Source organism: Psychrobacter submarinus (assembly GCF_904846685.1).
In the GTDB taxonomy this organism is placed as follows: domain Bacteria; phylum Pseudomonadota; class Gammaproteobacteria; order Pseudomonadales; family Moraxellaceae; genus Psychrobacter; species Psychrobacter submarinus.
The window spans coordinates 63,722-89,001 of the sequence record NZ_CAJHBQ010000005.1 but is presented as its reverse complement, the minus strand read 5'-3'; the positions used below and the strand labels follow the sequence as shown (position 1 = coordinate 89,001).

The following is a 25,280-nucleotide window of genomic DNA, read 5'->3' as shown; positions in this document are numbered from 1 at the left end:
TTTTATTTTAAAGCTCTAGGATTTTTCATGACCGACGCTTATCAAGTTAACAGTGATCAAAGCAGTACTGACCAGAACAATAATAACCAAAGCAATAATGACCAAAGCAGTACCGTGACCTTGCAGCAGCTACTAGAAAACAGAGACGTCAGCAGTACTTTGGCACGTGAGCGTCTAGCACAACAATTAGCGGCCATTACTGATTTGAATGCTGTGCTGGATATTGCTTTTGCCCAATTGCGTTTAGATAGTCGGCAAGTGAGCGAAAACGATGCTTTTATCCTTTTAAAGAGCCAAACACCAAACTGTCAGCAGAGCCGTCGTTATTTGCAACAAGCAGCAAAGAGCGCGGCTTTTATCTTATCTGAGCTAGATCCCGAAGCCCTGCTTAGCGAAGCTAACGCGCCAGCCGATGCTAATATTCAGCTGAATGATAATAAATTAGCGGCTGAGCAGCCACTATCGAATCTGCCTTGTCCTGTAGTTTATGTACCTAATATCCGCGATTTTCTTGGCGACTTAGTGCAGCTGCGGCTGCAATATGCGCAGCCGGTAGTCTTGCCAACAGTCGCTGCGGTCACTGGTACCAATGGCAAGACCACGATCAGCCAACTGGTCGCCCAGCTTACGCAGTTAGCGGGCATGAGTAGCGCGGTGATGGGCACAGCAGGTAATGGTAAATTAGAGGCGTTGGTACAAGCCAGCCATACCACAGGCGATGCGCTAGCGGTGCAGCAGTTTTTGCAGCATATGGGCGCGCAGCAAGTGGACCTCTTAGCGCTAGAGGCCAGCTCGCACGGTCTTGACCAGCAGCGTCTGCAAGGCGTGCCGATTAAAGTTGCTATTTATACCAATCTGTCGCGTGATCATTTAGATTATCATGCCGATATGGATGAGTATGTGGCGGCCAAAGCGAAGCTTTTTGATAAACAGCATTTCCCTAGTCTGACTCATGCCATTATCAATATCGATGATGAGCATACGCAAACTATGCTCGATACCGCGCAAGCGAGTGGGCTTAAAGTTTGGACTTATAGTCTAGACCCATCTATGAATGCCACCTTTAGCGCTGCTAGTATTGAGCCAAGCTTGCAAGGCGTGACGATAGCTATGCAGAGCGAATTTGGTAATATTGAGATGGTCAGTCCACTATTAGGGCGCTTCAATGTTGCCAATCTATTGGCGGCTATTGCAGCGGCGGTGGCGCTCGGGGTAGATATTGAGCGCATCAGCGACTTGGTGCCTAAGCTGCACGGCGCTGTCGGACGCATGCAGCGCGTGGCTTCAAATAATGGCTGCTTTATCGTCGATTATGCACATACGCCGGACGCGCTCAGTCAAGTATTGACAAGCCTTAAAGCGCACTGTGAAGGTCAGCTTTGGGCAGTGTTTGGCTGCGGCGGCGATCGTGATGCTGGCAAGCGCCCTATTATGGCGCAAGCGGGGCTAGCTGGCGCTGATCGGGTCATATTGACCGCCGATAATCCGCGTAGCGAAGACCCCAATATCATCTTACAAGATATGCAAGCCGGCATGACGGACGAGCAATATGAGCGCATTTATATCGAGCCTGCGCGGCAAAAGGCGATAGAGCACGCCGTCAAAAATGCAGCGGCCAATGATATCGTCGTGATCGCCGGCAAAGGCCATGAGACTTATCAGGAAATCAAAGGCGTGCGTTATGACTTCGATGACAGTGTTATCTTGCAGCAAGCACTCAAACAAGCAAAGCGTGCCTAGTCTAAATCATCTAGAGCACAAGCTTTCTTGAAACATAAACACAGACCATGAGCTACTAAGTCTCAGTCAAACATCTATAAAAGTAGTCGTTAATTATTAATATACAAGGTATTCACTATGACAGCTGACCACCATAATACTATTCAGTCGCAAGGACTGTATGTCTGGCAAGCAGATAACTTGCTGGCAGCGACAGCAGCGCTTAGTGGACATTGGCAACCAGCGCAGGAGAGCCAAGACAGTACCGAGCTGGAGGTGACGAGCAATCGTATCACTACAGATACGCGTACCATCCAAGCAGGGGATATATTCTTAGCTTTGAGTGGTGATAATTTTGATGGACATGATTATATTAACGTTGCGGCCTCTAAAGGCGCTATCGCTGCTATCGTCTCGCGTCCTATCTCAACAAGCATTGCGCAGTTAGTCGTTGATGACACCCGTCTGGCTTTGGGTCAGCTCGCTGCGTATCGTCGTCAGCAGCATCCCAATCTAACCGTTATTGCCATTACCGGCTCCAGTGGTAAGACGACCTGTAAAGAGATGCTCGGTAGTATCTTTGGTCGCCTAGCGCCCACATTGATCACCCGTGGTAATCTCAATAATGATTTAGGCGTACCCATGATGCTGCTTGAGCTGTCTGATCATCATCGTTACGCCGTATTAGAATTGGGCGCCAATCATATCGGCGAGATCGCTTATACCACTGAGATTGTCCGTCCTGATGTGGCTTGTATTCTCAATATCGGTACCGCGCATTTAGGCGAGTTTGGTAGCCGTGAAGGTATCTGCCAAACCAAATCTGAGATTTACCACACCTTGACAGACAACCAGTTTGCGATCGTGCCAGACAAAGATGATTTCACCAATCAGCTGCGCCGTACTGCTGAAAAAAACACCGCAAAAGTAATCGGTTTTGGCAATACCGACGTCAGTGCGAGCCACTTAGACGTTGAGCCTGAACGCAGCGAGTTTAAATTACATATCGGCACGCAGGTAAAAGATATCTGTCTGCCACTCGCCGGTGAGCATAATGTCAATAACGCGCTAGCGGCAGCGGCTTGCGCTTATGCGTTAGCGATCGATGTTGAAGATATCGTCATCGGTTTAGAAAACGCCCGTCCAGCCAAAGGCCGTCTCAACAGTCAAATACTAGGCAATCATCGCTTGATTGATGATACTTATAATGCCAATCCGCACGCCGTACGCGCCGCTGCCAAAGTCTTAGCGGCGCAAACCGGTACGCAAGTTATGGTACTTGGCGATATCGGTGAGCTGGGCGACGCTGCAGTTAGCGAGCATCAAAGCTTAGGCCGTACTATCGCTGCTATCGGTATTAATGTACTGCTTTGCGTTGGGGAGTACGCTCGGTACACGGTGGCCGGAGCCCAAGAGATCGGCGGTATTACCGCGCATGATTTTGAGGATAAAGACTGCTTATTACAGTATCTCCAGCAGTATCTACAAGCGCAGCAAGCACATCCTTGCACTGTGTTATTCAAAGGGTCTCGTTTTATGGAAATGGAAACCCTCATCAATGCGCTAATCGAGGAGTAAGCGGTGTTAGTTTGGTTTTTTGAATGGCTCAGCCAGTATTATTCGCCGTTTTCTGCGGTATCCTCTTTGACGCTGCGCGCACTATTAGCGGTCATTACCGCTTTAGGGTTTAGTCTGCTCTTAGGCCGGCGGGTGATTCGTCATCTGCGTACTCTTCGCTATGGACAGGCCATTCGTGATGATGGTCCGCAGTCGCATTTGGCCAAGACAGGTACGCCAACGATGGGCGGGGTGCTTATCCTCACCTCTATTGGCGTGGCGAGTCTGTTGTGGGCGCGCTTAGATAACCCTTACGTTTGGATTTTGCTTGTGGTGATGGTTATCTTTGGCGCGGTCGGTTGGGCTGACGACTGGTTGAAGATTAAATACAAAGATCCTAAAGGGCTGATTGCGCGTAAGAAGTACTTTTGGCTATCAGTCGGTGCTATCTTTGTCGGGGTCTCTTTATACTATATTGCGACCCTGCAGCCTGATGCTGCTACGACGCGAATGATGCAGGATCTGCTGCTGCCAGTATTTAAGGACTGGTACATTCCGTTTTCTGCAGTGCCATTTGGCATTGCCTTTATTATCTTTACTTACTTTGTGATTAACGGTGCTTCTAACGCGGTTAACTTAACCGACGGTTTAGATGGTCTGGCGATACTGCCAGTAGTGTTGGTCGCTGCAGGCCTTGGCGCGATGGCTTATGTCTCAGGTGATGTGCGCTTCTCAGAGTACTTACACGTGCCTTATATACCTTATAATTCAGAGGTCATTATCGTCTGCGGGGCGATGGTCGGCGCAGGACTCGGGTTTTTGTGGTTCAACGCTCATCCCGCGCAAGTGTTTATGGGTGATGTTGGCGCGTTAGCACTGGGCGCGATGCTTGGTACGATCGCGGTGATGACCCGCCAAGAGATTGCCTTTGCCATTATGGGCGGCTTATTTGTCGCCGAAGCGATATCGGTGATATTGCAAGTTGGCTCTTATAAGCTACGCAAAAAACGCATCTTTCGTATGGCGCCGCTGCATCATCATTTCGAAGAGATCGGCTGGAAAGAGACACAGGTAGTAGCCAGATTTTGGATTATTGCTATTGTGCTCGTGGTGCTAGGGTTGATGACGTTAAAACTGCGTTAAATGCTTGCTTGATTAGGTTCAATACTCCTGATCACTCAGCCAAAAAGCCACTCTAGATCATTTTAGAGTGGCTTTTTTATCGCTTATCGTCAGTGATTTTTGCTAAGATGCTGATGTTAAACTATTGAGTAAATTTAGAAGAGGTTAAGAGACTGGTGTCGATATTTATATGTCCTATTTGCCAATCGCCGCTAGTACCAGCAGCTGATACTTGGCGCTGTGATGGCAGCTTAAACGCTAAAAACACTTGCCATCCTTTTGATGTAGCACGGCAAGGCTATGTCAACTTACTGCCTGTACAGCAAAAAAAGTCCAAAGCGCCTGGCGACAGTAGCCACTCTATCCTTGCTCGGAAGCGGTTTTTGGCTGCCGATTATTATCAGCCGTTACAAGATCTGCTCTGCGAGCAGATACAAAGCATCTTGCCACAAGACGGCGCAAGAAAAAATAAAGAGTCTGTGACGTGGTTAGATATTGGCTGCGGCGAGGGGTATTACACTGAAGCCATTGCGCAAACCAAGGGCATTGATCGCTTGATCGCCGCCGATATTAGCAAGGCTGCCGTGTTAGAAGTGGCCAAAGCGAGCAAAGCGGCTAAGCGCTTCTGGCTAGAGGCTGATAAGCTGGATGACGGCAAAGCGACTATTTATCCTATTGTCACAAGCGCCGCCCATCTTCCGCTAAGTAATAATAGCTTGATGGGTATCAGTAGTATTTTTAGCCCGATATTGCCCACAGCTTTTAATGATGTCTTGCAGCAGGGTGGCTATGTAGTGATAGCTAAGCCCGATATCAGCCATTTGGCTAGCGTGCGCGAGGCGCTATTCAATGAAGTACGTGAGCATAATTCAGATAAGTTTTTGACTGAGCTTGCGCCTTTTTTTGATTTATTAGAGACTCATAAAGTCAGCACTGAGCTGAGCTTGTCTGAGCAAGCATTAGCGGATTTATTAACCATGACCCCTTATGCTTATCGTGCCCAGCCAGATAAACGGCGAGCGCTCTTGGCAAAAGCGGCAGCGGCGAGCTTTAACACGGAAGCCAGATTTGTGGTTTATATCCTAAAAAAACGGCCGTTATAGCCTATTATAGTCGATTCTAAATAAAATAGAGACATATAAGCGGGTGTTTTGACACTGTTTTGAGAATATGTCTGATCAAGCTAAGGTCTGTTTAGCTCTTTAGAGTCGACTATACCGTATTTTATGCCGCTCAATATATCAAAACGTAAGCTAAAGACTGTGTTTAACTTGTGTTTAACATTATCAATACTACATTTGAGACAGGCATTAAAAAACGCAGCCAGCTTTTGAGCGACTGCGATTTCTTCGATTAGATTTTGAGAGTTAGACTTTTTTAATTAAGCCTAGCGTTTGCCTCATTGGTTCATATGACCCTCTTGATTCATGTGGCCTTTGTTTATCATATGGCCATCTTGATTCATATGACCTCGTTTCATCATATGACCGCCTTGTTTCATATGCTGCGCGCGCATTGTCGCAAGTTTCTGGCGTTGTTCTGGGGTTAATATATTCATCATGGCTTCACGGTTTTGCATATGATTACCACGATTATTCTGTCTAAGCGCTTGAATTTGCGCTTTTTGATTGGTGCTTAAATTTAGCTCAGCCATCATATTACTCATCATAGTGTTCATGCCGCTGTGCATATGCTGACCGCCATTATTATGCTGCATTTGCTGCATATTGTTATGAGGCATAGTGTTATTAGCATTCGTATTGGCACAAGCGCTAATCGCTGTAAGGCTTGAGAGTGCAAGAGTGGCATTTAGTAATAACTTTTTCATAAAAGCTCCTTATTTTATAATGAAATTTATATTATATGTTAACATAATTTATTTATAATGAAAGTATCTATAGTGTAAAGTATACTGCCGACGCTACTATGTATAAGACTTTATTAAAGGGAGTCAGCATTTTAGAGTTATATTTTATTGATAGATTAAGTGACGATCTCATTATTAATGGCTTTCGCCCAGCGCCGACTCTTGTTATGACAGCGATTGCAAAGCTCATGCGCCTGCGTCAAATAAGCGACATTGCCGCAGTACATACAAGCGTAGTGATAGTCAGGCTGAACTTGCTGCACGGCTTGATAGGGTTTAGGAAATAGCGGCAGACCATAACGGGTATCATCGAGCGGGTAGAGCACGAGACTGAAATTGCCATTGACCTCTAACAGACCGATACGCACTTGCCCTAAGTGCTCAACGCCTTGTCGGCGCATCTCAGAGAAAAACTCATCGTGCGACATTTTACCTTCTTTTATTTTTTCTAGTACCAAGCGGCCATTTTCGACGATATAAACGGGTTTTCCTTCTAATAGATATTCAAAAGGCTGATACTTCATCATAAACCAAGTGCATAACCGATACAGGCCGATGACCACGCTCATGATGATCACCGCTTGAATAATGGGCAGATCCTCAGTGAACATCGGATCGCCTGCGATCGAGCCAAGTGACAAATAAGCCCAAAACCATAACGGTCGCAAAAACGCCCCAAGTAGCGAGAGTGACAGCAGGTTTAAGTCCGACTCGAAACGACTGAAAGGAAGTGCGCAGGCCGCCATCGAGCAAGATACAGGCTAAGGCAGCTTGACCGATAAAGTTGGCAATATTGTATTGTGAGAACTCAATACCCAGCAGGCCCTCTTCACCTGCGAGCATGCCCACTATTAAGAATAACAGTAGTAATGGCACGCCTAAACGCGCTGATAAGGTGCTCGCTATAATGCTAGCGAAAATCAGTAATGCCCCTACTAAATATAGGACGTTTAAAGTAACCATTTTTTATATTCTAATACTCGCCCAATAGCCAACCGCTCACAAAAGCAAAATACTCACGAAACCAAGCGTTATAGCGGATAGATAGAGGCGTGGAGCTGGCGACGGTAATGGGCTGGGTATAGCCTTGATGGCGCGCAATAGCGGCTGAGCGTATAGTATGAAAATCGCTAGTAACGATAGCAATAGGTGCTTTGATACTGATTCCTTGTGCGGCGAGGAGTGCTTTTGAGTTCGCCAAGTTCTCCTCAGTGCTGGTGCTTTTGTCTTCTTGCCACACACTATCTAGTGCAATCTGGTGCGCCTCATTTAAGTAGCTGGCCATAATATCAGCCTCGCTACGATCGCGCCCGAAGCCAACGCCGCCACTAGTGATAGCGATGGCTGCTGGCTGAGCAATAATAATCGGCGCGGCGCTATCTAAACGACTCGCCAGTGTCGGGGTAGGTTTGCCATCGACCGTACCTGAGCCCAAGACGATAATCGCTGCAAGATCTGGTAGCGGCTGACGGCTGAGCTCAATTTGCTGCTGTAGCGAGATGATAAACACCGCGAAGCTGACTAACCAAACGCTGAATAATCCCCATAGCGCGTACCAACCACGCTTAAGTAAAGGCCTGCGCTTAATGAATCTTTGTATGCGCGGCCACGACAGTCCATGCGCGACAAATATCAGCCCAATCATCAAGGGGACAGTAGTGCCGAAGTTGATCTTGCCTACCGCTATTAGCGCGGCACATTCAACAATAATTACCGCGCCTGCCACGGTTAAAATAATACGAGTTAGCGTTAATAAAGGCTTTCGCATAGTAAGTATTGACTCGTGATAGTAGGGTAAAACTGGCAAACAAAACCCACCGGTTAAGTGGGCTCTGATTTTATAATAGGCTATAGGCTAGCGACTAGTAAAGGTGATGGTTTTATGACTACCGATATCGACAGGTTGGCTAATCGCGACTTTACTCGCTAGGATATCGCCTTGTGCGTTGATTTTGTAGCACTCTGTAGAGCTGCCATTAGCATCATTATTGAGCAGTAGGTTCTCTGAGGTCTCTATACACAGCCAAGCTTGGGTTTTATTCTCGCGCGTCAGTGACCAGCTTTGTTTATAGCTGCCGACTTTTTTGCGCATACTGCTATCACTATAGACGTTTTCAGTGATCAGCTGACTGCTGTCGCCAATGCTTGCCAGCTTGGGAATGGGTGCAGTCTGCTTAGATAGCGAGTATCTACCACTAGTGTCTGTAAAACCGTGAAATTCTAGTGGGTTTGTCGTGAAGTAGTTGGTGGCGACCGACTGATTAGTGATTTGATCAAAGCGCTTGGTAATCGTGCCAATATTAGCCGCTTGTACGCTTTTATTATTAAAAACCGTAGCGCCTTTGGGAGTGACGTTGATGTCAGCAATGATCGTTTGCTCATCGACTTTGGCGTATAGTCTTTCGCTACGCGGCTGGGTGTAGATGTTAAGAAAAGCGGTCTCGATAGGGTACTGAGTGACGACGTTATCATTATCGTCACCCATGCCATGCATCGGCGCGTTAATGGTCACACAAGCGCTTAAACTCAGTCCTGCTAGTCCTGCTACTACTAAATTTTTCATGACTCATCCTTGCTATTGTTTTGCGTTGATATGCAGTCGATATCGACCGCCAATAGCTACTATAAACGAGTTTTATAGCAGCTGCGTCTGACATTCGTTATTCGTCGCGCTAGCTATAAGATTATCATTATTAGCGTTATAGTGATGATTAAATAGTTAGGGCGTGTTGAACATTCGACCTTGGCACTGACCGCGACGCTCACTCTGGTCGGGCCTATTTTGCTTGGCGCGTACATTTACGTGGTCTATTTATGGGTGATACTACGGCAAATTGAAGGCGCAGACGGACATATCGGCTATGATATTCCATGGAATCCGGCGCATTTATTTCCCGTCTATGAAGGGCCAGTCTATCACGACTTTCATCATGCCAAATTCAAAGGCAATTACGCGGGGTTTTTACCGTATTTAGATAAGTATCTAGGTAGAACTCATATTCCAGCTTATCTGAATTATCTCAAACAAAAGAAAAAGGGCCTAACGCCCGTTGAGATTGAGGGAAGTGCGAAGGAAGCAAAGCGGCAGGCAAAACTGCTTAAACGGCAGGCGCGGAGTGGTTAATGTTTAAAAAATTAACACCCCGTCTGGTATAAGCGCAAGTGGCATAAGTACAAAATTGCAAATATGTCAGGCAGGGTCAGCAGTAACAAAAAAGCAGAAGCTAATATAAAAGTAAGAGCGCTTAAGAGATTATGTTATATCGCAACAAGACAACGATCGTAGCAGCACTGATCAACACGCTGAGAAAGATATAGAACAAAACATTATTACTGACTAATTTCTTTTCGACGTCAGAATAGCCTAGACTATCAAAGGTAATAGCTTCCTTATCGAGGGCGGAGTAGTCCAAGTTTTTCATAGAGTCGACAAAACTCTCAACGAACCAGTGCGGCCAGTGCTTTGGCTTAAAGGGGGAGATGCCACTCATACGAGTTTGATTCGAAAATCTTGCCCAGTTACTATCGCCTAAATTAAGGCTGTGCATACGCCAGTCAGTGAAGCTATAACCACTTACCTTTTCGGTGAGGACCACATCGACGTCTTTATGGTTGGGGTCTTGGAAGATCCGCTGCATAAGGGAGAAGATGCTTTTTTTACTACCTTCCAAAAATTGCAAGAAGCTCTCATCGTCATTGCATAAAAACCCCATAATACGGTTATTTTTATTAAAATTCTCTGAGTGCTTTTGAATATGCTCAAAGACAGAACTCTCATTGGTATTTATCGTGCTCACGTATACCAATCTGATAAGGGTATCTGCAGGTGTCTTCTTCATTGACCCTTCTAGCATATCGTGAGTTGTTATAGTTGTAGCGATACGCCTTGCTCCTTAGTTTATAATCTTACTTTTTTAAGCATAATGTTTCTTATTGTACATTGTCACTGAATGCTTATTCCGTTCTAGCGTATATAAAATAAAGTAAATCGTCCATATTTTAGTCATTTTACTATCAAAAACAACTGGTTTGTTAGCAACAGAGGGATAGTCTTGTGCATTAGCTGACGACTGGTATGCAATAGGTTCAGCATAAAGCACTACGATTTTCATGACATCATGGCTACAATAAACTTAACCCAACACACGCTGTATCTGATATGAAAGGCAAAAAACACGCCTTACGCCGTCAAACCGTTGTTAGATGTTAAAGCTAAATATAGCAATGGATACCTGCATCATAATATCAAAGCTGAGCGGCAGATCGATCTGAGAGTGGGGCTTCGTACTTAGGTTTATTGGCTTGTCGATCTAAAAGAGGCCTATAAAGAATTTTATAAATCAATATTCGAACAGCGGAGAGTGTTAAGTACAGTAGGATGGCTTAAGACCCTTCACCACAATAGTTAATCTCAAGGAAGAGAGATGTCAGCAACCAAAGAAGAGATCATCGCTTTTATACAATCAGAATCTCCAAACTCTAAATATAAGATTGAGTCAGTAGGGGATAGCAAAGCTACTTTGTCACTCGATGTCGGCACGGACGAACTACGACCTGGCGGCACTGTCTCTGGTCCTGTACTAATGAGTATCGCGGATATCGCGATTTATATCGCAATATTGGGTGAAATCGGTATCGTACCCTTGGCTGTGACCACTAGCTTGACGATTAACTTCTTGCGTCGACCCTCAGCAGATAGGAGCATCGTCGCCGAGTGCAGCCTGATAAAAGTCGGACGCGCGCTAATCGTAGGCGAAGTTTCTTTATATTCAGAGGGCTCTAGTGACTTGGTCGCACATGTTGTTGGTACCTATTCCATACCGTCTAAGCATGATTAAATGACTTATACATATACGCTGTTAAATATATCTTCTCAGTACCCATAATAATCACATTGTTATCAAGTATTTTTGTGCTTTGGCCCCTTAGTTTATTCAATTAATTTATATAAATATCTACTAGAGTTGAACTTCTAGCCACTAACATCTGCCAAGCATTCTAGACCCTGCTATCATTACCTCACTATCAAATTCCCACTTTTCAAAGTATTCAGGAACCATAAATGCCAACCAGCGTACCTAATAGTATTAACCAAATCAATCAAGACGATATCAATAAAGCCGTCTGGAACGCCTGCGATACTTTTCGTGGGGTCATCAGCGCCGATACGTATAAAGACTTTATCTTAACCATGCTGTTTCTCAAGTACTTGTCTGACGTCTATCGCGATGAGTACAACAAGCTGGTCGAACAGTTCGGCGACAACCCCGAACTGATACATGCCATGATGTCCAAGCAGCGTTTTGTGTTGCCTGAAGGCGCAAGCTTTTGGGACTTGTACGAGCAGCGCCATCAGCCGGGTAATGGTCAGCGCATCGATGAGGCGCTACATGCCATTGAAGAAGCCAACGGTACCAAGCTCAAAAACGTCTTCCAAGATATTAGCTTTAATACCGATAAACTCGGTCAAGAAAAGCAAAAGAACGAGCTATTACGCCATCTGTTAGAAGATTTTGGCAAAGATATTCTGAACCTCTCCGCTGAGCGTGTCGGTAGTTTGGACGTGATTGGTAATGCGTATGAGTACTTAATCAAGCATTTTGCTGCGAGTAGTGGCGCGACAGTGTAAATACCCCATTCTTAACACAACATCATCGTAGAATAATTAAGCCACCTGTCTGTACTCAGCAGGTGTCATATCATTAAGTGAATCATGGGGTCTTTCAGTGTTATAAACCTTGATCCATTCCTCAGTCAGTTGACTGACCTCGTTTAAATTGTTGAAAAGGTAGCAATCTAAAACCTCATTGCGATAACTGCGATTAAACCTTTCAATGTAAGCGTTCTGATAAGGACAGCCAGGCTCAATATAGTCAACATAGACACCATGAGCTGATGCCCAATCAGTGAATACGCTGGATGTAAACTCACTGCCGTTATCTACCCTTATTTGCTTAGGATAGCCATGCCACTCGGCTAGCTGGTCAAGGTAGCGAATTACTCGGAGTGATGGAATGCTGGTACCAATATCAATGCCTAATACTTCACGGTTGTCATCATCAATCACATTAAAGGTTCGAAAGCGAATATTGTTGTGTAGTCTGTCGCTCATAAAGTCCATAGACCAAGTATGGCCCAATGCGTTTGGCACACTTAACGGCTGAGGATGACGTGTTGGTAGCCGTCTTTTAGACTTACGGCGTAGGTTTAAGTTTAACGCGGTATAAACACGGTGTACTCGCTTATGATTCCATGAATAGCCAAGCTTACGTATGCGTTTAAAGCACTTTGGGAAGCCCCAACGATTGTGCTTGTCAGTAAGCTCATTTAAGACATCAATAATCTCACTATCATCAGATAGCTTAGGCTTATAGTAGTAAGCGGTTCGACTCATGCAGACCACCTGACAACTCACTGCAATGCTGACATCATACTGCGCCTGCAATTCTTGCGCCCAGACTTTGCGCTCGGGTACAGGCGCTATAGCTTTTTTATGATATCTTCGGGCATTTGTGCTTTAAGGCTTAAGTCAGCATACATCTGTTTAAGCCTACGGTTTTCTTCTTCAAGCTCTTTTAGTCGTTTGACATCAGAGGCTTCCATACCGCCATACTTAGATCTAACTTCGCTATCGCTTCGTCTTGCGTCACTAAAACAGTCTCCCAGACTGTTTCTTAACGTTCCTCATTATAAAAGTCGAGCTAGCAATCCCGTATTTACGACACAGCTCTTTAGCAGGTATCCCAGCTTCTGCTTCTTTTAATATGGATACGATTTGGGTCTCAGTCATTCGTTTGCTCATATCAAAACTCCTTATGTGTATTTTATAAGAAATTCTACGTTTGAGCTGTGTTAGTTTAGGGGATAGTTACAATCGTGTTGCTAAGCTAATGGTAATACGTACTCGTCCTCACAATTACTATAAAGCAGGTCGCCAAGGCGATCAGCTGTTGGCTAAATATTTTTCTAAGCAACGATATGGTTTTGCCCAAAGCTTATTAACACGAACCCAACGTTATAATGATGCGGTGCAATTTTTACATTCTGCATCACCACAGAAGTTTTTAGAAGTTTGCCCACCCGACTTGAAAAATATGGCGGGACGATTATCTAAAGATAAAGCTAAAATCCGTTATAGCTATGATGTAGGACTAGAAACTGGGTACAAAGCGATTGAAGATTGGCATAAAATTTAATGATAATTCCGTAATAAATCAGAATGCTTAAAATTAGACATTAACTGTTAAATAATGCAGCTTAATTCTATTGGATAAGTATCTTATGGTTGAGATATTTGCCGTTCAGTCATTAGCCCATGCTATATCTAACAGTGATATAGACTATACCACTGTTGGCCCCTCTAGTTGTTTTAGGCCAATCGTTCTCAGTCTTCCTTGGTCATCAACTTCTTTAATGACCAACAACCACTTCTCATTAATCGCAACCGTATCGCCTGCTACGGGTGCCATCTTTAAGCTATCCTTAATGTATTCAGCAACCGTTTGTTCCCACATGTTTTTTGTGTTCAGGGTATCTTCTAGAGATTCGAATTTCATCCTATCGGTAAAGAAAGGCACATCTTTAAGTTTGACACTCGGCGATAGCATCCAATCGCCATAAAAATCATCGATGGCTCTACGGTCTAACGTAGTGTCATTAAAAACAGTCGCAATCTGATCGGCATAATCGCCACTCATGGCATACCATACGCTATCGCCAAATTTGAGCTTAGTCTGTTCATTAATTGCCAAGATTTGCTGACCACGCACCAAGGCAAAAACATGGATTCCTTCAGGGCTGATACGCGTAGATATATCCTTCGGATGACGACCAATTGCAAACGCGCCTAACTTTACTTCAAATTCATATAACGTAATACTTGCTCTATCTGACACCCACACTTCATGCTCTTCTTTTGGGCCCTTATTGTTAGGAATACGCACCTTAAACAGATTGGCCATAAAAGGAATGGTCGTCCCTTGTAACACCAACGATAAGACCACCACCCCAAAAGCGATATCAAACAGCATAAAGGCATTGTCTACCCCTGCAATCACTGGCAACATGGCAAGGGTAATGGGCACTGCACCACGTAAGCCGACCCAAGAGATAAAGCCGATCTCTCTATTTTTAAATTTAAACGGTAAAACACTGGTATAGACTGCAATAGGACGAGCCACTAAAATCATAAAGGCAGCAATGGCCACTGAATAAGGCCAAACTTCAAGAACGTTCGATGGCGTGACCAATAGGCCCAATACCACAAATAACACCGCTTGCGACAACCACGCAAAGCTGTCCATCACGCGCATGACATGCTCAGTTGAGCGTACCTTATGGTTGCCGTAGCGGCAGCAGTAACATACACGCGTAAAGCAAACCATGACCAGCGATAACCAGCTTGGCAGTGGTTGGCTCGTGTACTGGACGTTGATGGCGTTGCGAAGCGACCCACATCAGTCTCAGGACAACTAATACGAGCAATAGAACACCAATAGAAACATGCCAAGGCACTAACGTCTGACCGATCCAATGCTCGCCGTCGCTGATACGGTCAGTGAACTTAAGTAACTACCAGAAGATTAATACTGTCATACTCCAGTGAAAAATTTGCTAATGCGACCATAGCGCTCTTTCGAATCAATATTCATAACCTTTTCTTCTTGTATTGGCTGTGATGCTCAATTAAGCCCATTCGATAACAAGCGTCTCTTTGCCAGCCATACGTAGCAAATGATCACTGACAACTTGCTGTAATTTTGGCAACTGCTCGGTATCACTTTTGAGTGTTACTATCAGTAAGTCGGTACAATACATCTGACAGACACCCATGGGCAGCTCAATCTCACCTTTATCTGAGCTTAGGGTAACGGGCAGCTTATGTGCCCAGTGCTTGCACAGTCGATTCATTATTTGCTGCGGATTTTGTGTTTGTATCGTTGCGCTAGATGTTAGCATAATTAAATCCCCCTATTATTAATGATAGAAACTTACCGTCTAAACCTCGTTAAGCAATACTTTCTACAATACCACCTTCAACCCGTAGTGCTGAACCGGTGGTTGCGCTCGCTTGTGTTGAGGCAATATAGACACTCATGTTGGCAATTTCTTCAGGGGTTGCAAAACGCTTGATTAGCGTTGATGGACGGTTCTCATCTAAGAATATGCCTTCCATCTCCTCCGATGAGACGCCGCGCTCATCCGCCAGTTCTTGCATCATGGCTTTTGCGCCCTCGGTTCGAGTCGGTCCTGGCAAAATACTATTCACTGTCACACCGCTGCCCGCTAACACTTTGGCAAGACCACGTGATACGCCTTGAATAGCTGCTTTGGTCACGCCGTAGTGCACCATTTCAGCTGGGATATTCAATGCCGATTCACTAGAGATAAACTGAATACGACCCCAACCTTTTTCCTTCATTGCTTTTGCATAATGCCGCGACAGACGGACACCGCTCATGACATTAATTTGGAACATCTCCTCCCAAGCATTGTCATCAATATCAAAGAAAGGGGTGGCGCCATAAATCCCTAGATTGTTCACTAAGATATCTACTTCTGGCAAGGTGTTGATAATTGTCTGACAGCCACCAGCCGTCCCCGCATCAGCAACAATGCCTTTTATATTATTGGCATCATTAACAGCATCAGCTTGTTGAAGCTGTTTGATCGCCTCATCAACGCCAGCTTGATCGCGACCAACGATAGTGACTTGTGCGCCAGCTTTGGCAAGACCTGTTGCAATAGCGAGGCCAATACCCGCAGTTGAACCTGTGACGAGTGCTGTTTTTCCATTAAGGTCGATGTTCATAATATTTCTCCGTTTATAAATAATTTTTGTCTATGTATGTTTGCTGCTTTGTGAGTATCAGTTTATAAAGAATTAAATGAATATCAGATTAATAAATTTAGCCAAACTGAAAGGCTGAAATCTGAGTTTTCATGACTTGCTGAGAATATGTTTTCTTACCTCTATCTTTTCCTGCTGCCCCTACGGCAACCATTAAAGGTAGCAAATGCTCCTCCGCACCTAATAGATGAGAATCCAATGCATGAGGTGCCTCTGGCCAATTAGCAAGCGCTGCAAAGCGCTCATCTGCATTAGCTGCAACTGCTGTCGTTAGCCACTCGTCAAATATTACTGACGGTGCGGTAAAACTCGAATCACCATAGCCGCGCATATTATGAAAGCTCATACCACTGCCTACGATCAACACGCCTTCATCACGTAGTGAGGCAAGCGCTTGGCCCGCTCTTAGATGTACTTTTGGGTCTAAATCATGACGCAGAGATAGCTGTACTACTGGAATATCGGCGTCAGGGAACATCAGTTTCAGTGGAATAAACACCCCATGATCAAAACCTCTGGAACTGTCCTGCTTATTGCTTAAACCAGCATCGATGAGCAAATGACCAATCCGCTCAGCCAGTACTGGCGCACCAGCTGCTGGATAAGTCAGCTGATACGTATGCTCAGGGAAGCCAGAGTAATCATAAATCAGCTCAGGCTGCTTGCTGGCAGTAATACTAAACTCCCGCGTTTGCCAATGGGCACTGACTATTAAAATAGCTTTGGGACGCTCTGGCAAACCATTTGAGCTATTGGTTAAAAAGTCAGCCATCTGATCCCAAGTGTCTGCTGGTTGCCAATCCATAAAAAAACAAGGCCCAGCACCATGAGGTATAAACAATACAGGTTGCTTGACTGTGGTTGATTCATTATTCATGAACTTTACTCCTTTATCTTGCTAAATATGTTCAGGCCCTGTGGGCACGATTCCATTGGGATTTAACGCTTTGATAGAGTAATAGCCTGCTTTGATGTGCTTGATACTCACCGTCTCTGAAATGCCATCAAGCGCTAAGATTCGTAGCATATAAGCATGTAGAGAACTCATATCTTTGATCAAGTTACGGTTGCATTTAAATAGACCGTGATAAGCGGCATCAAAACGTACTAAAGTCACAAACAGTCGAATATCTGTTTCCGTCAGCTGCTCACCAAATAGATAATGACGACCATCACTCAGGCGCGCCTCAAGCATATCTAAGGTGTCAAATACTTGCTGATAAGCTTCTTCATAAGCCCCTTGTGTCGTCGCAAATCCTGCTTTGTATACGCCGTTGTTTAAATTCTCATAGATAACTAAGTTTAGGGCTTCGATATCATCAGCAAGCTCTTTTGGAAACAAGTCAACGTAATTTGGCACGAGTTCTGTAAAAGCGGTATTTAGCATACGTAAGATATCAGCAGACTCATTATTAACGATAGTATTGGTTTTTTTGTCCCAAAGCACAGGTACAGTCGCGCGTCCGGTAAATTGAGGGTCTGCTTTGGTATAAAGTTGATGAGCAAATTGGGCATGATTAATAGGATCACTGTCAGCACCGTCAAAGCCACCAAACTGCCAGCCTTGATTGCCAAGCTGCGGATTGACCACGGTAATATCGATTATATCTTGCAGACCTTTTAACTGACGTGCCATCAAGGTACGTGAGGCCCAAGGGCAAATCAGCGCTACGTATAGATGATAGCGGTCTTTTTCTGCTTTAAAGCCCCCAGTACCCGTTGGTCCTGCTTGTCCATCAGCAGTAATCCAATGACGGAACGATGAGGTTTGACGAATAAAACGCCCTTGTTCGTCTTCTGCTTGTACCGGTTGCCAGTCTTCAGTCCAATTGCCATTGATTAACATAATACTTACTCCTAGTCAGATGATTGCTTTTAAAAAGCATGACCCTACTTTACCATCAACATAAAAAAAGAGTAAGATAGGTGATATTGATTAATTAACAACATATCGTTGATAATGGCTTTATTGTTCAATTTCGATAGTTAAAGAAAAACAGGGCAAAATATGGATAGAATCGATGCGATGCGTGCCTTTGTAGCGGTGGTGACCGAAGGCAGCTTTACTAATGCGGCAAATACTCTGCAACTGTCACCTCAATTGGTGAGCAAATATGTCTCTAAGTTGGAGGAGCAGCTAAATAATCGTCTGCTGAATCGTACCACCCGTAAAGTAAGCCTCACCGAAGCTGGTAGTCATTACTTTGGTCATGCGCAGCAGATTTTATTGAGTATGGATGATATGGAGTCGCAACTAAGTGGTTTGCAGCAAAACCCTAAAGGTGTGTTGCGCATAAGTGCGCCAGTATCTTTTGCTTTAAAACATATGGCTAAATTAGTCACTGACTTTCAGATCCGTTATCCATTGGTCACAGTCGATCTACAATTGACTGATCGTAAAGTCGATATTGTTGAAGAAGGGTTTGATATTGCACTGCGTATAGGTCAACTGAAAAGCTCATCACTTATTGCGAAGGAAGTGGCACCTATTCGTGTGGTTCTGTGTGCGTCGCCTGAATATTTGAAAAAGCATGACACACTCGATAAGCCTGAAGATTTAGAGAAACATCGCTATTTACATTATAGCTATATGAACATGGACGCGAAGGAAGAGGTCTACCAATTATTAAAGGCGAAGATTCTCAAGCAAGGTAGTGAGTTTCTTAGTAATAACGGTGATGTGTTGGTAGAAGGAGCTATTGAAGGTGCAGGATTGGTATTACAGCCGACATTTATTGTCAGTGAAGCAGTTAGCAGTGGCAAGCTGGTGATAGTATTGCCTGAACTTGAACCTAAACGCTTAGGTTTATATGCCGTCTACGCCCATAGAAAGCTACTACCGCACAAAGTCAGGTGTTTTATCGATTTTATGGAAGGCTATTATGGAGCGCCGCCTTATTGGGATGAGTCTATAGCCAAAAGCCAGTCGCTCAGTAATACGTGAGGCACTGGATAACTAGCTTCTCCTAAGATAGATGCGGCTTGCTATTTTTTATGCTACTACACTTTACGGCGGTTGAGATATTGCTGTTAGTATCCGCTTGTAACTATTCCCTAAACTAACACAGCGATTATTTTATTGAGACGTTATGAATCCCCGTATTTTTTAAGCCCAGCGCAAGCACATATCACTTGGATTCTAAAGGGCGTTGATGGTATTGAAAAAGACTATGAGCATTTTTCGCCACCATTTTTGTTAGCCTTGGACGAGGTGTATAACAAAATTCGCAATCTAAATTACCGCTACATGCCTGCTGGTACGTTGTTCCCTGAAGAGGTGCAGCAGTACGACCTCTATATCATCCCTGAAGCATTAAGTAATGCCATTGGTCATCAAGACTATCGTCTGGGTAGACTAGCTGACTTTGATAAAATGCTGGCTAATAAATTACCGCAAGTACTGGATGATAAACAGCGTAAGAACAAGGTGCGTAATCTATTGCAGAAAATGTGCCGTGATGGATTAGTCGTTTCTGAGGGTTGGTCTTGGACTCTTGCAAATAGCTAAGGATAGCTAAAAACAGCTAAGAATAGCTAAACCTAGCTAAAAACAGCTAAGCGTAGCTAAAGATAGCAAAAAAACAAGCCGCTTCATGCGGCTTATTTTTTATCACCGCTCAATGAACTCGAGCAGTAGCGATCTTACTCTCAAGCCACTGAGCAACTTCACTTTCAACCCAAGCCACACGTCCCTTTGATAATTTTACCTGAACAGGGAAGGTAGGGTCATAACGGTTTGATCTTCTATCAAGCATATCGTAAATAGTGGTACTGCTAAGCCCTGTATAGTGCACGACTTGCTTGAGCGGTAGCATACGCGGTATTTGCGGCATGCTTGGCATTGATGTGTTTGGTTGAGTGTTTGCGTTTAAATTATCCATTGTTTTCTCCTAGTAACTGTATGAGAGCTTTCTCTCTCATACAGTTAGGGAGTCCTATATTTTTTTACGGCATCCTATACAGTCCGACCGTTCGCCTTAGTTAACCCAATAAAAAAAGAAGCAGAATGAATCCGCTCCTTCTTATATCAACTGCTTATTTTCATAGAGTTAGCTAACTGCTGTTACGCTTTGCCGTAGTCCTTGCTCAATGCTGCTCACGTTCTGAGTGGCTAACCCATTCTGATAACTCCCTTGCTGAGTACTACTCACATCCTCTGTATCTACTGGATAAAACTCTTCCACCACATCAGACATCTCATCACCATCCACTTCAAAGCAAGAATTGGCATAACCTGTTTTAGCGGCGTCATCCAACGCGATTTGATCGAAGCCATATTCGCTAAGCTCACTATCAATGGCCTTAGCTTGTTGTACCGCGTCTTTAAGCGTCACCCCATCACGCAATGTTAAATCAACAAAGTAAATCGGCGTGCGATAGCTTTGCGTCGTGCTTTTACCTCGCAAGGTGAGTTGCAGTGGCAAGCACGACAGCTTATTGCCTGATACCGCAGCAAAGTAGCTTAAGCGTGCGGCAAGCGTTCTAATACTATTAAAGCCTGTGGTGCGAAAGATAAAGGTGCCTAGTTCATCGTCTTCACTAAGATTAACGTAGAGCCTGCCATAAGGCTTACAAGCACCCCCTTGCGCTAAGGGGCAGCGATCGGGTGATGGGCATGCCAGTTGCTCAACACCGTTGCTCGTTCGACGTTGGCAATGCTCACCGTCACCCACGCATAGTGGACGACCTGTTTGTCTATCGAATAGCGTGTACTCAGCTCGTAGGTTTAATTCTGGATCATTGAACAGCATACGTACAGGTATTTGTCTGAGCTTACCGTCATTATTTGCACGTAGTTTTTCGTCTAGTGGATGATTGATCCATCCGTCTTTATTTTGTACTTGGCTAGTGATAGTGAATTGATCGTCTTTGGCAGGCAGACGCTTGCCGTCTTTTTGAACAACACGTCCAATGCTGATACGACCTAATACTGGTGGGGTTATCGTTAGACCTTTAATCATGGTTATATTCCTTGTGTATTTAGCCATAAAAAAGCCCACCTGTGATAGGTGGGCTTTTATGCGCTAGATTTGGTTTGTGTGTGTTGATTAGAATAGATAGCAGGTTAATCGTTTAAGACAACAAAGCGGCGACTGCCTTGACGGGTTTTACTAAATTTAGCTAATAGCTCAGGATGGGCCCTCAGTACCGCCTTGGTATCTAAGCTTACGCTGTCCTTGGATCGTTTCCACGAGATAGCCCCTTTCTCGAATACTGCAATCTCATTATCTTGAATTAAGCTTTGCAGCTGATGCTTCACTTGATCATGACGCTGCTCTAGCTCTTGCATGTAATCACGGTAGCTCAGCAATTGCTCAAATAGCTTGTTAGCGCCAGCATCATTTTTAAAGTCAATTTTGCTGTTAGGCTCAGGTTTGGGATAAAGCTGTTTTAGTGCACGCGCTGCCGACTCACTATGATCAGGGGTTGGTGGTGTGTCTGTTTGCACGTATTGCCAGAACAGACGCTCATGCTCCATGATAGACTCAATCAAGCGCTCGTCACGCTCAACTTTATAAATCTTAGCCTCATGTCCACAGAGTAGTACGCAAATATGCGCCGCCGTTTTGCCTGTGACCGCTAGCTGATGCTGTACTTGGCACGTCACATATAACGGCACGCCATGCTTCCAAAGCTTGGCTCCATGCTCCCCTGTGGTTTTACACTCTAATATCTGTACTTCATCACTGCCAGTTATTGCATAGTCTAAATTAGCCAGCATAAAGTGATTATCAGGATCAGGATGCTGCAAGATCGCGTTAATGCGTCGCACCTTATTGCCGGTGTGCTTTTGATAGTATTTAGCCACCATTGGTTCTAAGGTGTTACCCCAATACAGTGGTGAATAACCGTCAATGCCGTTATTATTACTGGCATCAATATTTGATGCCATACGTCCAGTCTTAATCATCCATAATTCAAGCATGGATAGAAAGGGGTGAATACCGCAAGCGGCAGCAGCATCAGAGCTGCCAATGCCTTGCTTGCGAACTTCAAGCCATTTGTCATGGCTTAAGTTTTTGGTGTTGACCAAACGTTTAGCCGTGCTTGATTGATTAGCAGACGGCTTAACGGGTTTATTTTCAGCCTTAGGCTTTGGTAACTCTACGCTATTGTACCGAGCGTTTAGTGGGACTTTACCCTTAACGGTGGCACGCTTAAGTCTTGGCTGCGTCGTATTTGTATTGTTTAATGCGATCATGTTCATAATGAACTCCTTCGTTAGATTTATTATTGGTTAAATAAACGGCATAAAAAAACCACGCTCAAAGGCGTGGTTGATTCATTGAGTGAACAAAGTCATTAAGAGATTAAGCAATTAAGCGTAGCGCTTCATCAAGGCTCTTATCTTTGAGCTTTGCTCCGGCACCAAACCAAGCTGAATCAAGACGATGATCCCTCGACATGGCACGGCGTTCATGATCGACAAACTCTGTCATCGCAGACAGCAGGCCATAAGCGGTATCTTTGGCAGATGCTAAGTCCGCACCGCGACCTTGACCGTTAAACATACTCATCACCTGATTCATGGCACGAGCATTCGGAACCGCTTCTTTCTCCTTCTTAGCGGTATTAAACAGAATAAGGCCATCGTCTTTGACATCGTTAAACACGCGGTTTAAGTAATTGGCCGCTTCTGCTTGCGTCACTCGTCTATTAGTAAGCTGTTTCATCTCATAATTAAAGTCATCCCACTGGCTGACAGATACACCTAGTTGCTGTTTGACTTTGTCGGCATCAAAGGTGGTACTGTGCGGTACTTTGACCACACCACCGCTACCATCAGCCAGACTGATTGCTAAGGTGTTATTACACACCACACGGATATTGGTGAACTGCGCTGTGGTGGCAAGCGTACCATCACAAGCGGTTGCTAGCAGCAAATAGCCATGACTGACATCACCACCACGTAATGTTGCGGATTGGCCGGTACGAGCAAGCGCCCACAGCTTACGGCCGCCTTTGAGCACCCCTGCCGTTTCAAGCTCAAAGTGCGATTGCTCGGTCAGATCACGATAAAACTCTAGAATTTCACTCGGTTGTACTTCTTGATAGCGCTGACTGACCACTGATAATGCCTCTAGGTTATCTGAGCGATACAACACTTTATTGCTGTCAAACGGCATGATCAGATTTTGGCCTTTATCATTGGTTGCCATGTAGCTGACGTCTGATGATTCAATACGCCAATCCATACCTGCCTCACGCGCCCATACCTCAAGCGGCTGTTTAGGGGATAGCTCACTGCCAAGGCCATGCCAAGGAGTGTCGCCAACGTATGCCATTGATTCGATTAAATGTGCCATGAGTACTGCTCCTTGATAAGTTTTAATGAAATGATTACTGATGAATAAGGTTATAGCGTGAAGGGCTTAAAACAGCGCTGACAAAGGTAATTTTGCTGAGGAGTTGTGATCAGCGGCGTTTGTGCGCGGCGCGTTGCTACGCTAACAGCAGAGGCAATCGCGGTGGCTGTGATCACACCAATGGCAGGGTTGACTTTGTAGTATTTACAAATACTCACGCCAAGGCTTGTCAGCGTTGCCTGAGAGCACAACTGCTCGAATATTGATGAGACGGGATTAGATTGACTGATTACATCGGATGAGTGACAGTAAGGGCAAATAGGTTTCATAGGATCTCCTTGATAATGGCGCATAAAAAAGGCCTGCTATAAAGCAGACCTTGATTAGACGTTTAGGGTTAGATTGATGAGGCAACGATGACATCGATGCTCATCTCATGGGGATACTATATATCTGAGATTATTTTGATATGAGATACGTTTACAGGTTCTAGCTATATTGACCACTAACCTAGTCTTTGGGCCTGCTTTGCCCAAAGGCCTTCATATTCGGTAAAGACACTTTAAGACGTTGATAGCTGCCATCAGGCTTATCAGGACGGGTTAAATACAAAGCGGCATTAACCGCATTCTCAACTTCTTGCAAGTTATTACGATGGATCATCCCAATACCAAGCTTGCCGTAGCGTGCAAAACTTTCTTTATATTCTTTAGTATTTAAAATAAAGCAATAGCCAACGCCTTCAGTAATCGCTTGCCATTTTTGTCCAACTTGATCAGCCAAATATTTGTCCTTGTAATGTTTTTCGCCATCAAAGATCAATAGCAAATGACAATGAAAACCACCATTGTCTTCACCCTGTTCTAATGACAAAGCGTAATGCAATAAATGCGTAAAACAAGTATCGCCATTATGAATGGCGTCTCTTAATTTTTTCATATGAAAGTTAAAATCATGAATGGTAATGTGATTACTGATCTCTTGTATGTATTTTAAATCCACTCTCACAAACAATAATCTTGGATGATCTGCGATAAGGGTTCTGATATTAGGCTCTAATTTTTTGCTGTTTTGATTACTTTGATAACGCCACACACTATAATCCTTCTTAATACCCTTTTCACAGCTTGACAGTAAATTAATAAACTGCTCTGTTTTTTCATCATCCCAAAAGACGTTGTAAGGATAATCGTTACCAATAATAATATTGGTGGTTTCTATAAATGCTTGGATAGGTTTTGAGTATCTGTCTTCAGTATTAAGGCTGATCATGAATGAGTAGTAAAACTCATTCAACTGACTTTTGATTTGTTGGAAATTGATGGTACCAAATAATACATCTCTAACCAGTCTGTCGACGTTAGAGATGAGTTGAGACTGATTCACCGTTGAATAGATCATGGCTTGTTTTCCTATGAATATAAAGTTGAATGGGTGCTACATATATTCATAGGGTTGTATATTTTTTTACTACTAAGTGCGGATAGCATCCGCCTTGGTTAAGTATTACTGAATATAACTTATATTATCGTACCGTCCTTTTAGTGGTATCTGGAAAGCATATTTATACCAGCTGCGCTTGATTAAATGAAAATCGCAATACAGCAAATCCCTACATTTCAGGGAAGAGGATGAGGATGGAGTTAGCTGATCGTCATTGTCGTTAATTTATAAGGATTTTATAGTTCAATCCTATATAATACATGTAGTATTCTATATTTATACCGACGTTTTAATGACGAAAAAATGATGATTTTATGATGCATAAATCAATAGGTGATAATTCAATTTTAATTATTAGACCTCTTGCAAAAGTAGCAGAGAATTTTACAATAACTGAAACATTCATAACTGTCTA

The 25,280-nt window shown here is 44.1% G+C and carries 25 protein-coding genes and 4 pseudogenes; 10 read left to right on the top strand and 19 right to left on the bottom strand.

What is annotated here, in order from left to right; genetic code table 11:
• Nucleotides 1–27 precede the first annotated feature (27 nt).
• The 4 genes from JMY03_RS12555 (at nucleotide 28) to JMY03_RS12540 (ending at nucleotide 5,501) form a co-directional block, all read left to right on the top strand.
• Nucleotides 28–1,740 (top strand): UDP-N-acetylmuramoyl-L-alanyl-D-glutamate--2,6-diaminopimelate ligase, encoded by a 1,713-nt coding sequence (locus tag JMY03_RS12555; RefSeq protein ID WP_201604133.1) that lies wholly within the window; start codon nucleotides 28–30, stop codon nucleotides 1,738–1,740.
• A gap of 117 nt (nucleotides 1,741–1,857) precedes the next feature.
• Nucleotides 1,858–3,297, top strand: coding sequence for a UDP-N-acetylmuramoyl-tripeptide--D-alanyl-D-alanine ligase (locus JMY03_RS12550; protein WP_201604131.1), 1,440 nt, complete (start codon nucleotides 1,858–1,860; stop codon nucleotides 3,295–3,297).
• Between the two features lie 3 nt (nucleotides 3,298–3,300).
• Complete coding sequence (mraY, locus tag JMY03_RS12545; protein ID WP_201604129.1) at nucleotides 3,301–4,419, top strand: phospho-N-acetylmuramoyl-pentapeptide-transferase; 1,119 nt, start codon at nucleotides 3,301–3,303, stop codon at nucleotides 4,417–4,419.
• A 155-nt stretch (nucleotides 4,420–4,574) separates the two neighbouring features.
• Nucleotides 4,575–5,501 carry a putative RNA methyltransferase gene (locus tag JMY03_RS12540; RefSeq protein WP_201604127.1) on the top strand — a complete coding sequence of 309 codons (927 nt, stop codon included), beginning with the start codon at nucleotides 4,575–4,577 and terminating at the stop codon, nucleotides 5,499–5,501.
• Between the two features lie 296 nt (nucleotides 5,502–5,797).
• Here JMY03_RS12540 and JMY03_RS12535 read toward each other — a convergent pair whose 3' ends face one another.
• From JMY03_RS12535 to JMY03_RS12515, 5 genes and pseudogenes are all read right to left on the bottom strand, one after another.
• A complete protein-coding gene (locus JMY03_RS12535) occupies nucleotides 5,798–6,226 on the bottom strand; it encodes a hypothetical protein (RefSeq protein WP_025646766.1) in 429 nt (142 codons plus the stop codon).
• A 155-nt stretch (nucleotides 6,227–6,381) separates the two neighbouring features.
• Nucleotides 6,382–7,011, bottom strand: a complete 630-nt coding sequence (locus JMY03_RS13205) for a DUF421 domain-containing protein (RefSeq protein WP_201604125.1) — start codon at nucleotides 7,009–7,011, stop codon at nucleotides 6,382–6,384.
• A pseudogene (locus tag JMY03_RS12525) lies at nucleotides 6,893–7,228 on the bottom strand (cation:proton antiporter domain-containing protein); the annotation flags it as partial. The pseudogene JMY03_RS12525 and the gene JMY03_RS13205, both read right to left, overlap by 119 nt.
• A gap of 10 nt (nucleotides 7,229–7,238) precedes the next feature.
• A complete protein-coding gene (locus JMY03_RS12520; RefSeq protein ID WP_201604123.1) occupies nucleotides 7,239–8,033 on the bottom strand; it encodes a YdcF family protein in 795 nt (264 codons plus the stop codon).
• An 87-nt stretch (nucleotides 8,034–8,120) separates the two neighbouring features.
• Entirely contained in the window at nucleotides 8,121–8,828 is a 708-nt protein-coding gene (locus JMY03_RS12515) for a hypothetical protein (RefSeq protein WP_201604122.1), read from the bottom strand.
• Nucleotides 8,829–9,008: 180 nt separating this feature from the next.
• On the opposite strand from JMY03_RS12515, the gene JMY03_RS12510 reads away from it, so the two are divergent.
• On the top strand, nucleotides 9,009–9,389 hold the full coding sequence (locus JMY03_RS12510) for a sterol desaturase family protein (protein WP_201604120.1): 381 nt from the start codon (nucleotides 9,009–9,011) through the stop codon (nucleotides 9,387–9,389).
• 121 nt (nucleotides 9,390–9,510) lie between these two features.
• Here JMY03_RS12510 and JMY03_RS12505 read toward each other — a convergent pair whose 3' ends face one another.
• Nucleotides 9,511–10,104: a BLUF domain-containing protein gene (locus JMY03_RS12505; protein ID WP_201604118.1), complete on the bottom strand. Its 594-nt coding sequence runs from the start codon at nucleotides 10,102–10,104 to the stop codon at nucleotides 9,511–9,513.
• 585 nt (nucleotides 10,105–10,689) lie between these two features.
• Here JMY03_RS12505 and JMY03_RS12500 point away from each other — a divergent pair.
• Nucleotides 10,690–11,103 (top strand): PaaI family thioesterase, encoded by a 414-nt coding sequence (locus JMY03_RS12500; protein ID WP_201604116.1) that lies wholly within the window; start codon nucleotides 10,690–10,692, stop codon nucleotides 11,101–11,103.
• 224 nt (nucleotides 11,104–11,327) lie between these two features.
• On the top strand, nucleotides 11,328–11,894 hold the full coding sequence (locus JMY03_RS12495; RefSeq protein ID WP_201604114.1) for a type I restriction-modification system subunit M N-terminal domain-containing protein: 567 nt from the start codon (nucleotides 11,328–11,330) through the stop codon (nucleotides 11,892–11,894).
• Nucleotides 11,895–11,930: 36 nt separating this feature from the next.
• Here the strand turns inward: JMY03_RS12495 and JMY03_RS12490 are convergent.
• Nucleotides 11,931–13,067: pseudogene (locus tag JMY03_RS12490) on the bottom strand (IS3 family transposase).
• Between the two features lie 76 nt (nucleotides 13,068–13,143).
• Between JMY03_RS12490 and JMY03_RS12485 the strand changes: the two are divergent.
• Nucleotides 13,144–13,461 (top strand): annotated as a pseudogene (locus tag JMY03_RS12485) (DUF6363 domain-containing protein); the annotation flags it as partial.
• A gap of 144 nt (nucleotides 13,462–13,605) precedes the next feature.
• Here JMY03_RS12485 and JMY03_RS12480 read toward each other — a convergent pair.
• The 6 genes and pseudogenes from JMY03_RS12480 to JMY03_RS12455 form a co-directional block, all read right to left on the bottom strand.
• Nucleotides 13,606–14,610 (bottom strand): annotated as a pseudogene (locus tag JMY03_RS12480) (potassium/proton antiporter); the annotation flags it as partial.
• Complete coding sequence (locus JMY03_RS13480; protein ID WP_227675627.1) at nucleotides 14,600–14,779, bottom strand: cytochrome b/b6 domain-containing protein; 180 nt, start codon at nucleotides 14,777–14,779, stop codon at nucleotides 14,600–14,602. The gene JMY03_RS13480 and the pseudogene JMY03_RS12480, both read right to left, overlap by 11 nt.
• A 171-nt stretch (nucleotides 14,780–14,950) precedes the next feature.
• Nucleotides 14,951–15,223, bottom strand: a complete 273-nt coding sequence (locus JMY03_RS12470) for a DUF2218 domain-containing protein (protein WP_101210643.1) — start codon at nucleotides 15,221–15,223, stop codon at nucleotides 14,951–14,953.
• A gap of 49 nt (nucleotides 15,224–15,272) precedes the next feature.
• Nucleotides 15,273–16,076 (bottom strand): SDR family NAD(P)-dependent oxidoreductase, encoded by an 804-nt coding sequence (locus JMY03_RS12465; RefSeq protein ID WP_201604112.1) that lies wholly within the window; start codon nucleotides 16,074–16,076, stop codon nucleotides 15,273–15,275.
• Nucleotides 16,077–16,173: 97 nt separating this feature from the next.
• Nucleotides 16,174–16,992 carry a DODA-type extradiol aromatic ring-opening family dioxygenase gene (locus JMY03_RS12460; RefSeq protein ID WP_102090580.1) on the bottom strand — a complete coding sequence of 273 codons (819 nt, stop codon included), beginning with the start codon at nucleotides 16,990–16,992 and terminating at the stop codon, nucleotides 16,174–16,176.
• A gap of 21 nt (nucleotides 16,993–17,013) precedes the next feature.
• Nucleotides 17,014–17,961 carry a glutathione S-transferase family protein gene (locus tag JMY03_RS12455; protein WP_045452401.1) on the bottom strand — a complete coding sequence of 316 codons (948 nt, stop codon included), beginning with the start codon at nucleotides 17,959–17,961 and terminating at the stop codon, nucleotides 17,014–17,016.
• Between the two features lie 162 nt (nucleotides 17,962–18,123).
• Between JMY03_RS12455 and JMY03_RS12450 the strand changes: the two genes are divergently transcribed.
• Both JMY03_RS12450 and JMY03_RS13345 read left to right on the top strand, forming a co-directional pair.
• A complete protein-coding gene (locus JMY03_RS12450; RefSeq protein WP_201604110.1) occupies nucleotides 18,124–19,059 on the top strand; it encodes a LysR family transcriptional regulator in 936 nt (311 codons plus the stop codon).
• 135 nt (nucleotides 19,060–19,194) lie between these two features.
• Nucleotides 19,195–19,623 (top strand): hypothetical protein, encoded by a 429-nt coding sequence (locus tag JMY03_RS13345; RefSeq protein ID WP_201604108.1) that lies wholly within the window; start codon nucleotides 19,195–19,197, stop codon nucleotides 19,621–19,623.
• Between the two features lie 109 nt (nucleotides 19,624–19,732).
• Here JMY03_RS13345 and JMY03_RS12440 read toward each other — a convergent pair whose 3' ends face one another.
• The 6 genes from JMY03_RS12440 to JMY03_RS12415 form a co-directional block, all read right to left on the bottom strand.
• Nucleotides 19,733–19,996 carry a helix-turn-helix transcriptional regulator gene (locus JMY03_RS12440; protein ID WP_201604106.1) on the bottom strand — a complete coding sequence of 88 codons (264 nt, stop codon included), beginning with the start codon at nucleotides 19,994–19,996 and terminating at the stop codon, nucleotides 19,733–19,735.
• A gap of 168 nt (nucleotides 19,997–20,164) precedes the next feature.
• Nucleotides 20,165–21,076, bottom strand: coding sequence for a recombination directionality factor (locus tag JMY03_RS12435; protein WP_201604104.1), 912 nt, complete (start codon nucleotides 21,074–21,076; stop codon nucleotides 20,165–20,167).
• Nucleotides 21,077–21,180: 104 nt separating this feature from the next.
• Nucleotides 21,181–22,323 carry a YqaJ viral recombinase family nuclease gene (locus tag JMY03_RS12430; protein WP_201604102.1) on the bottom strand — a complete coding sequence of 381 codons (1,143 nt, stop codon included), beginning with the start codon at nucleotides 22,321–22,323 and terminating at the stop codon, nucleotides 21,181–21,183.
• 103 nt (nucleotides 22,324–22,426) lie between these two features.
• The gene (locus JMY03_RS12425) at nucleotides 22,427–23,422 is read right to left on the bottom strand and encodes a DUF932 domain-containing protein (protein WP_201604100.1); all 996 of its coding nucleotides are present in this window, start codon (nucleotides 23,420–23,422) and stop codon (nucleotides 22,427–22,429) included.
• Between the two features lie 50 nt (nucleotides 23,423–23,472).
• Complete coding sequence (locus JMY03_RS12420) at nucleotides 23,473–23,751, bottom strand: hypothetical protein (protein WP_075102640.1); 279 nt, start codon at nucleotides 23,749–23,751, stop codon at nucleotides 23,473–23,475.
• Between the two features lie 181 nt (nucleotides 23,752–23,932).
• A complete protein-coding gene (locus tag JMY03_RS12415; protein WP_201604098.1) occupies nucleotides 23,933–24,823 on the bottom strand; it encodes a YagK/YfjJ domain-containing protein in 891 nt (296 codons plus the stop codon).
• Nucleotides 24,824–25,280: the final 457 nt, after the last annotated feature.

What these genes read in the sequence shown, in the direction of transcription:
- JMY03_RS12535 (WP_025646766.1), bottom strand. Translation starts at nt 6,226, where the DNA reads ATGAAAAAGTTATTACTAAATGCCACTCTTGCACTCTCAAGCCTTACA.
- JMY03_RS12415 (WP_201604098.1), bottom strand. Translation starts at nt 24,823, where the DNA reads ATGATCTATTCAACGGTGAATCAGTCTCAACTCATCTCTAACGTCGAC.
- JMY03_RS12500 (WP_201604116.1), top strand. Translation starts at nt 10,690, where the DNA reads ATGTCAGCAACCAAAGAAGAGATCATCGCTTTTATACAATCAGAATCT.
- JMY03_RS12420 (WP_075102640.1), bottom strand. Translation starts at nt 23,751, where the DNA reads ATGAAACCTATTTGCCCTTACTGTCACTCATCCGATGTAATCAGTCAA.
- JMY03_RS12450 (WP_201604110.1), top strand. Translation starts at nt 18,124, where the DNA reads ATGGATAGAATCGATGCGATGCGTGCCTTTGTAGCGGTGGTGACCGAA.
- JMY03_RS13205 (WP_201604125.1), bottom strand. Translation starts at nt 7,011, where the DNA reads ATGGCGGCCTGCGCACTTCCTTTCAGTCGTTTCGAGTCGGACTTAAAC.
- JMY03_RS12430 (WP_201604102.1), bottom strand. Translation starts at nt 22,323, where the DNA reads ATGAACATGATCGCATTAAACAATACAAATACGACGCAGCCAAGACTT.
- JMY03_RS12550 (WP_201604131.1), top strand. Translation starts at nt 1,858, where the DNA reads ATGACAGCTGACCACCATAATACTATTCAGTCGCAAGGACTGTATGTC.
- JMY03_RS12555 (WP_201604133.1), top strand. Translation starts at nt 28, where the DNA reads ATGACCGACGCTTATCAAGTTAACAGTGATCAAAGCAGTACTGACCAG.
- JMY03_RS12460 (WP_102090580.1), bottom strand. Translation starts at nt 16,992, where the DNA reads ATGAATAATGAATCAACCACAGTCAAGCAACCTGTATTGTTTATACCT.
- JMY03_RS12425 (WP_201604100.1), bottom strand. Translation starts at nt 23,422, where the DNA reads ATGGCACATTTAATCGAATCAATGGCATACGTTGGCGACACTCCTTGG.
- JMY03_RS12470 (WP_101210643.1), bottom strand. Translation starts at nt 15,223, where the DNA reads ATGCTAACATCTAGCGCAACGATACAAACACAAAATCCGCAGCAAATA.
- JMY03_RS12515 (WP_201604122.1), bottom strand. Translation starts at nt 8,828, where the DNA reads ATGAAAAATTTAGTAGTAGCAGGACTAGCAGGACTGAGTTTAAGCGCT.
- JMY03_RS12440 (WP_201604106.1), bottom strand. Translation starts at nt 19,996, where the DNA reads ATGGATAATTTAAACGCAAACACTCAACCAAACACATCAATGCCAAGC.
- JMY03_RS12455 (WP_045452401.1), bottom strand. Translation starts at nt 17,961, where the DNA reads ATGTTAATCAATGGCAATTGGACTGAAGACTGGCAACCGGTACAAGCA.
- JMY03_RS12520 (WP_201604123.1), bottom strand. Translation starts at nt 8,033, where the DNA reads ATGCGAAAGCCTTTATTAACGCTAACTCGTATTATTTTAACCGTGGCA.
- JMY03_RS12495 (WP_201604114.1), top strand. Translation starts at nt 11,328, where the DNA reads ATGCCAACCAGCGTACCTAATAGTATTAACCAAATCAATCAAGACGAT.
- JMY03_RS12505 (WP_201604118.1), bottom strand. Translation starts at nt 10,104, where the DNA reads ATGAAGAAGACACCTGCAGATACCCTTATCAGATTGGTATACGTGAGC.
- JMY03_RS12435 (WP_201604104.1), bottom strand. Translation starts at nt 21,076, where the DNA reads ATGATTAAAGGTCTAACGATAACCCCACCAGTATTAGGTCGTATCAGC.
- JMY03_RS12465 (WP_201604112.1), bottom strand. Translation starts at nt 16,076, where the DNA reads ATGAACATCGACCTTAATGGAAAAACAGCACTCGTCACAGGTTCAACT.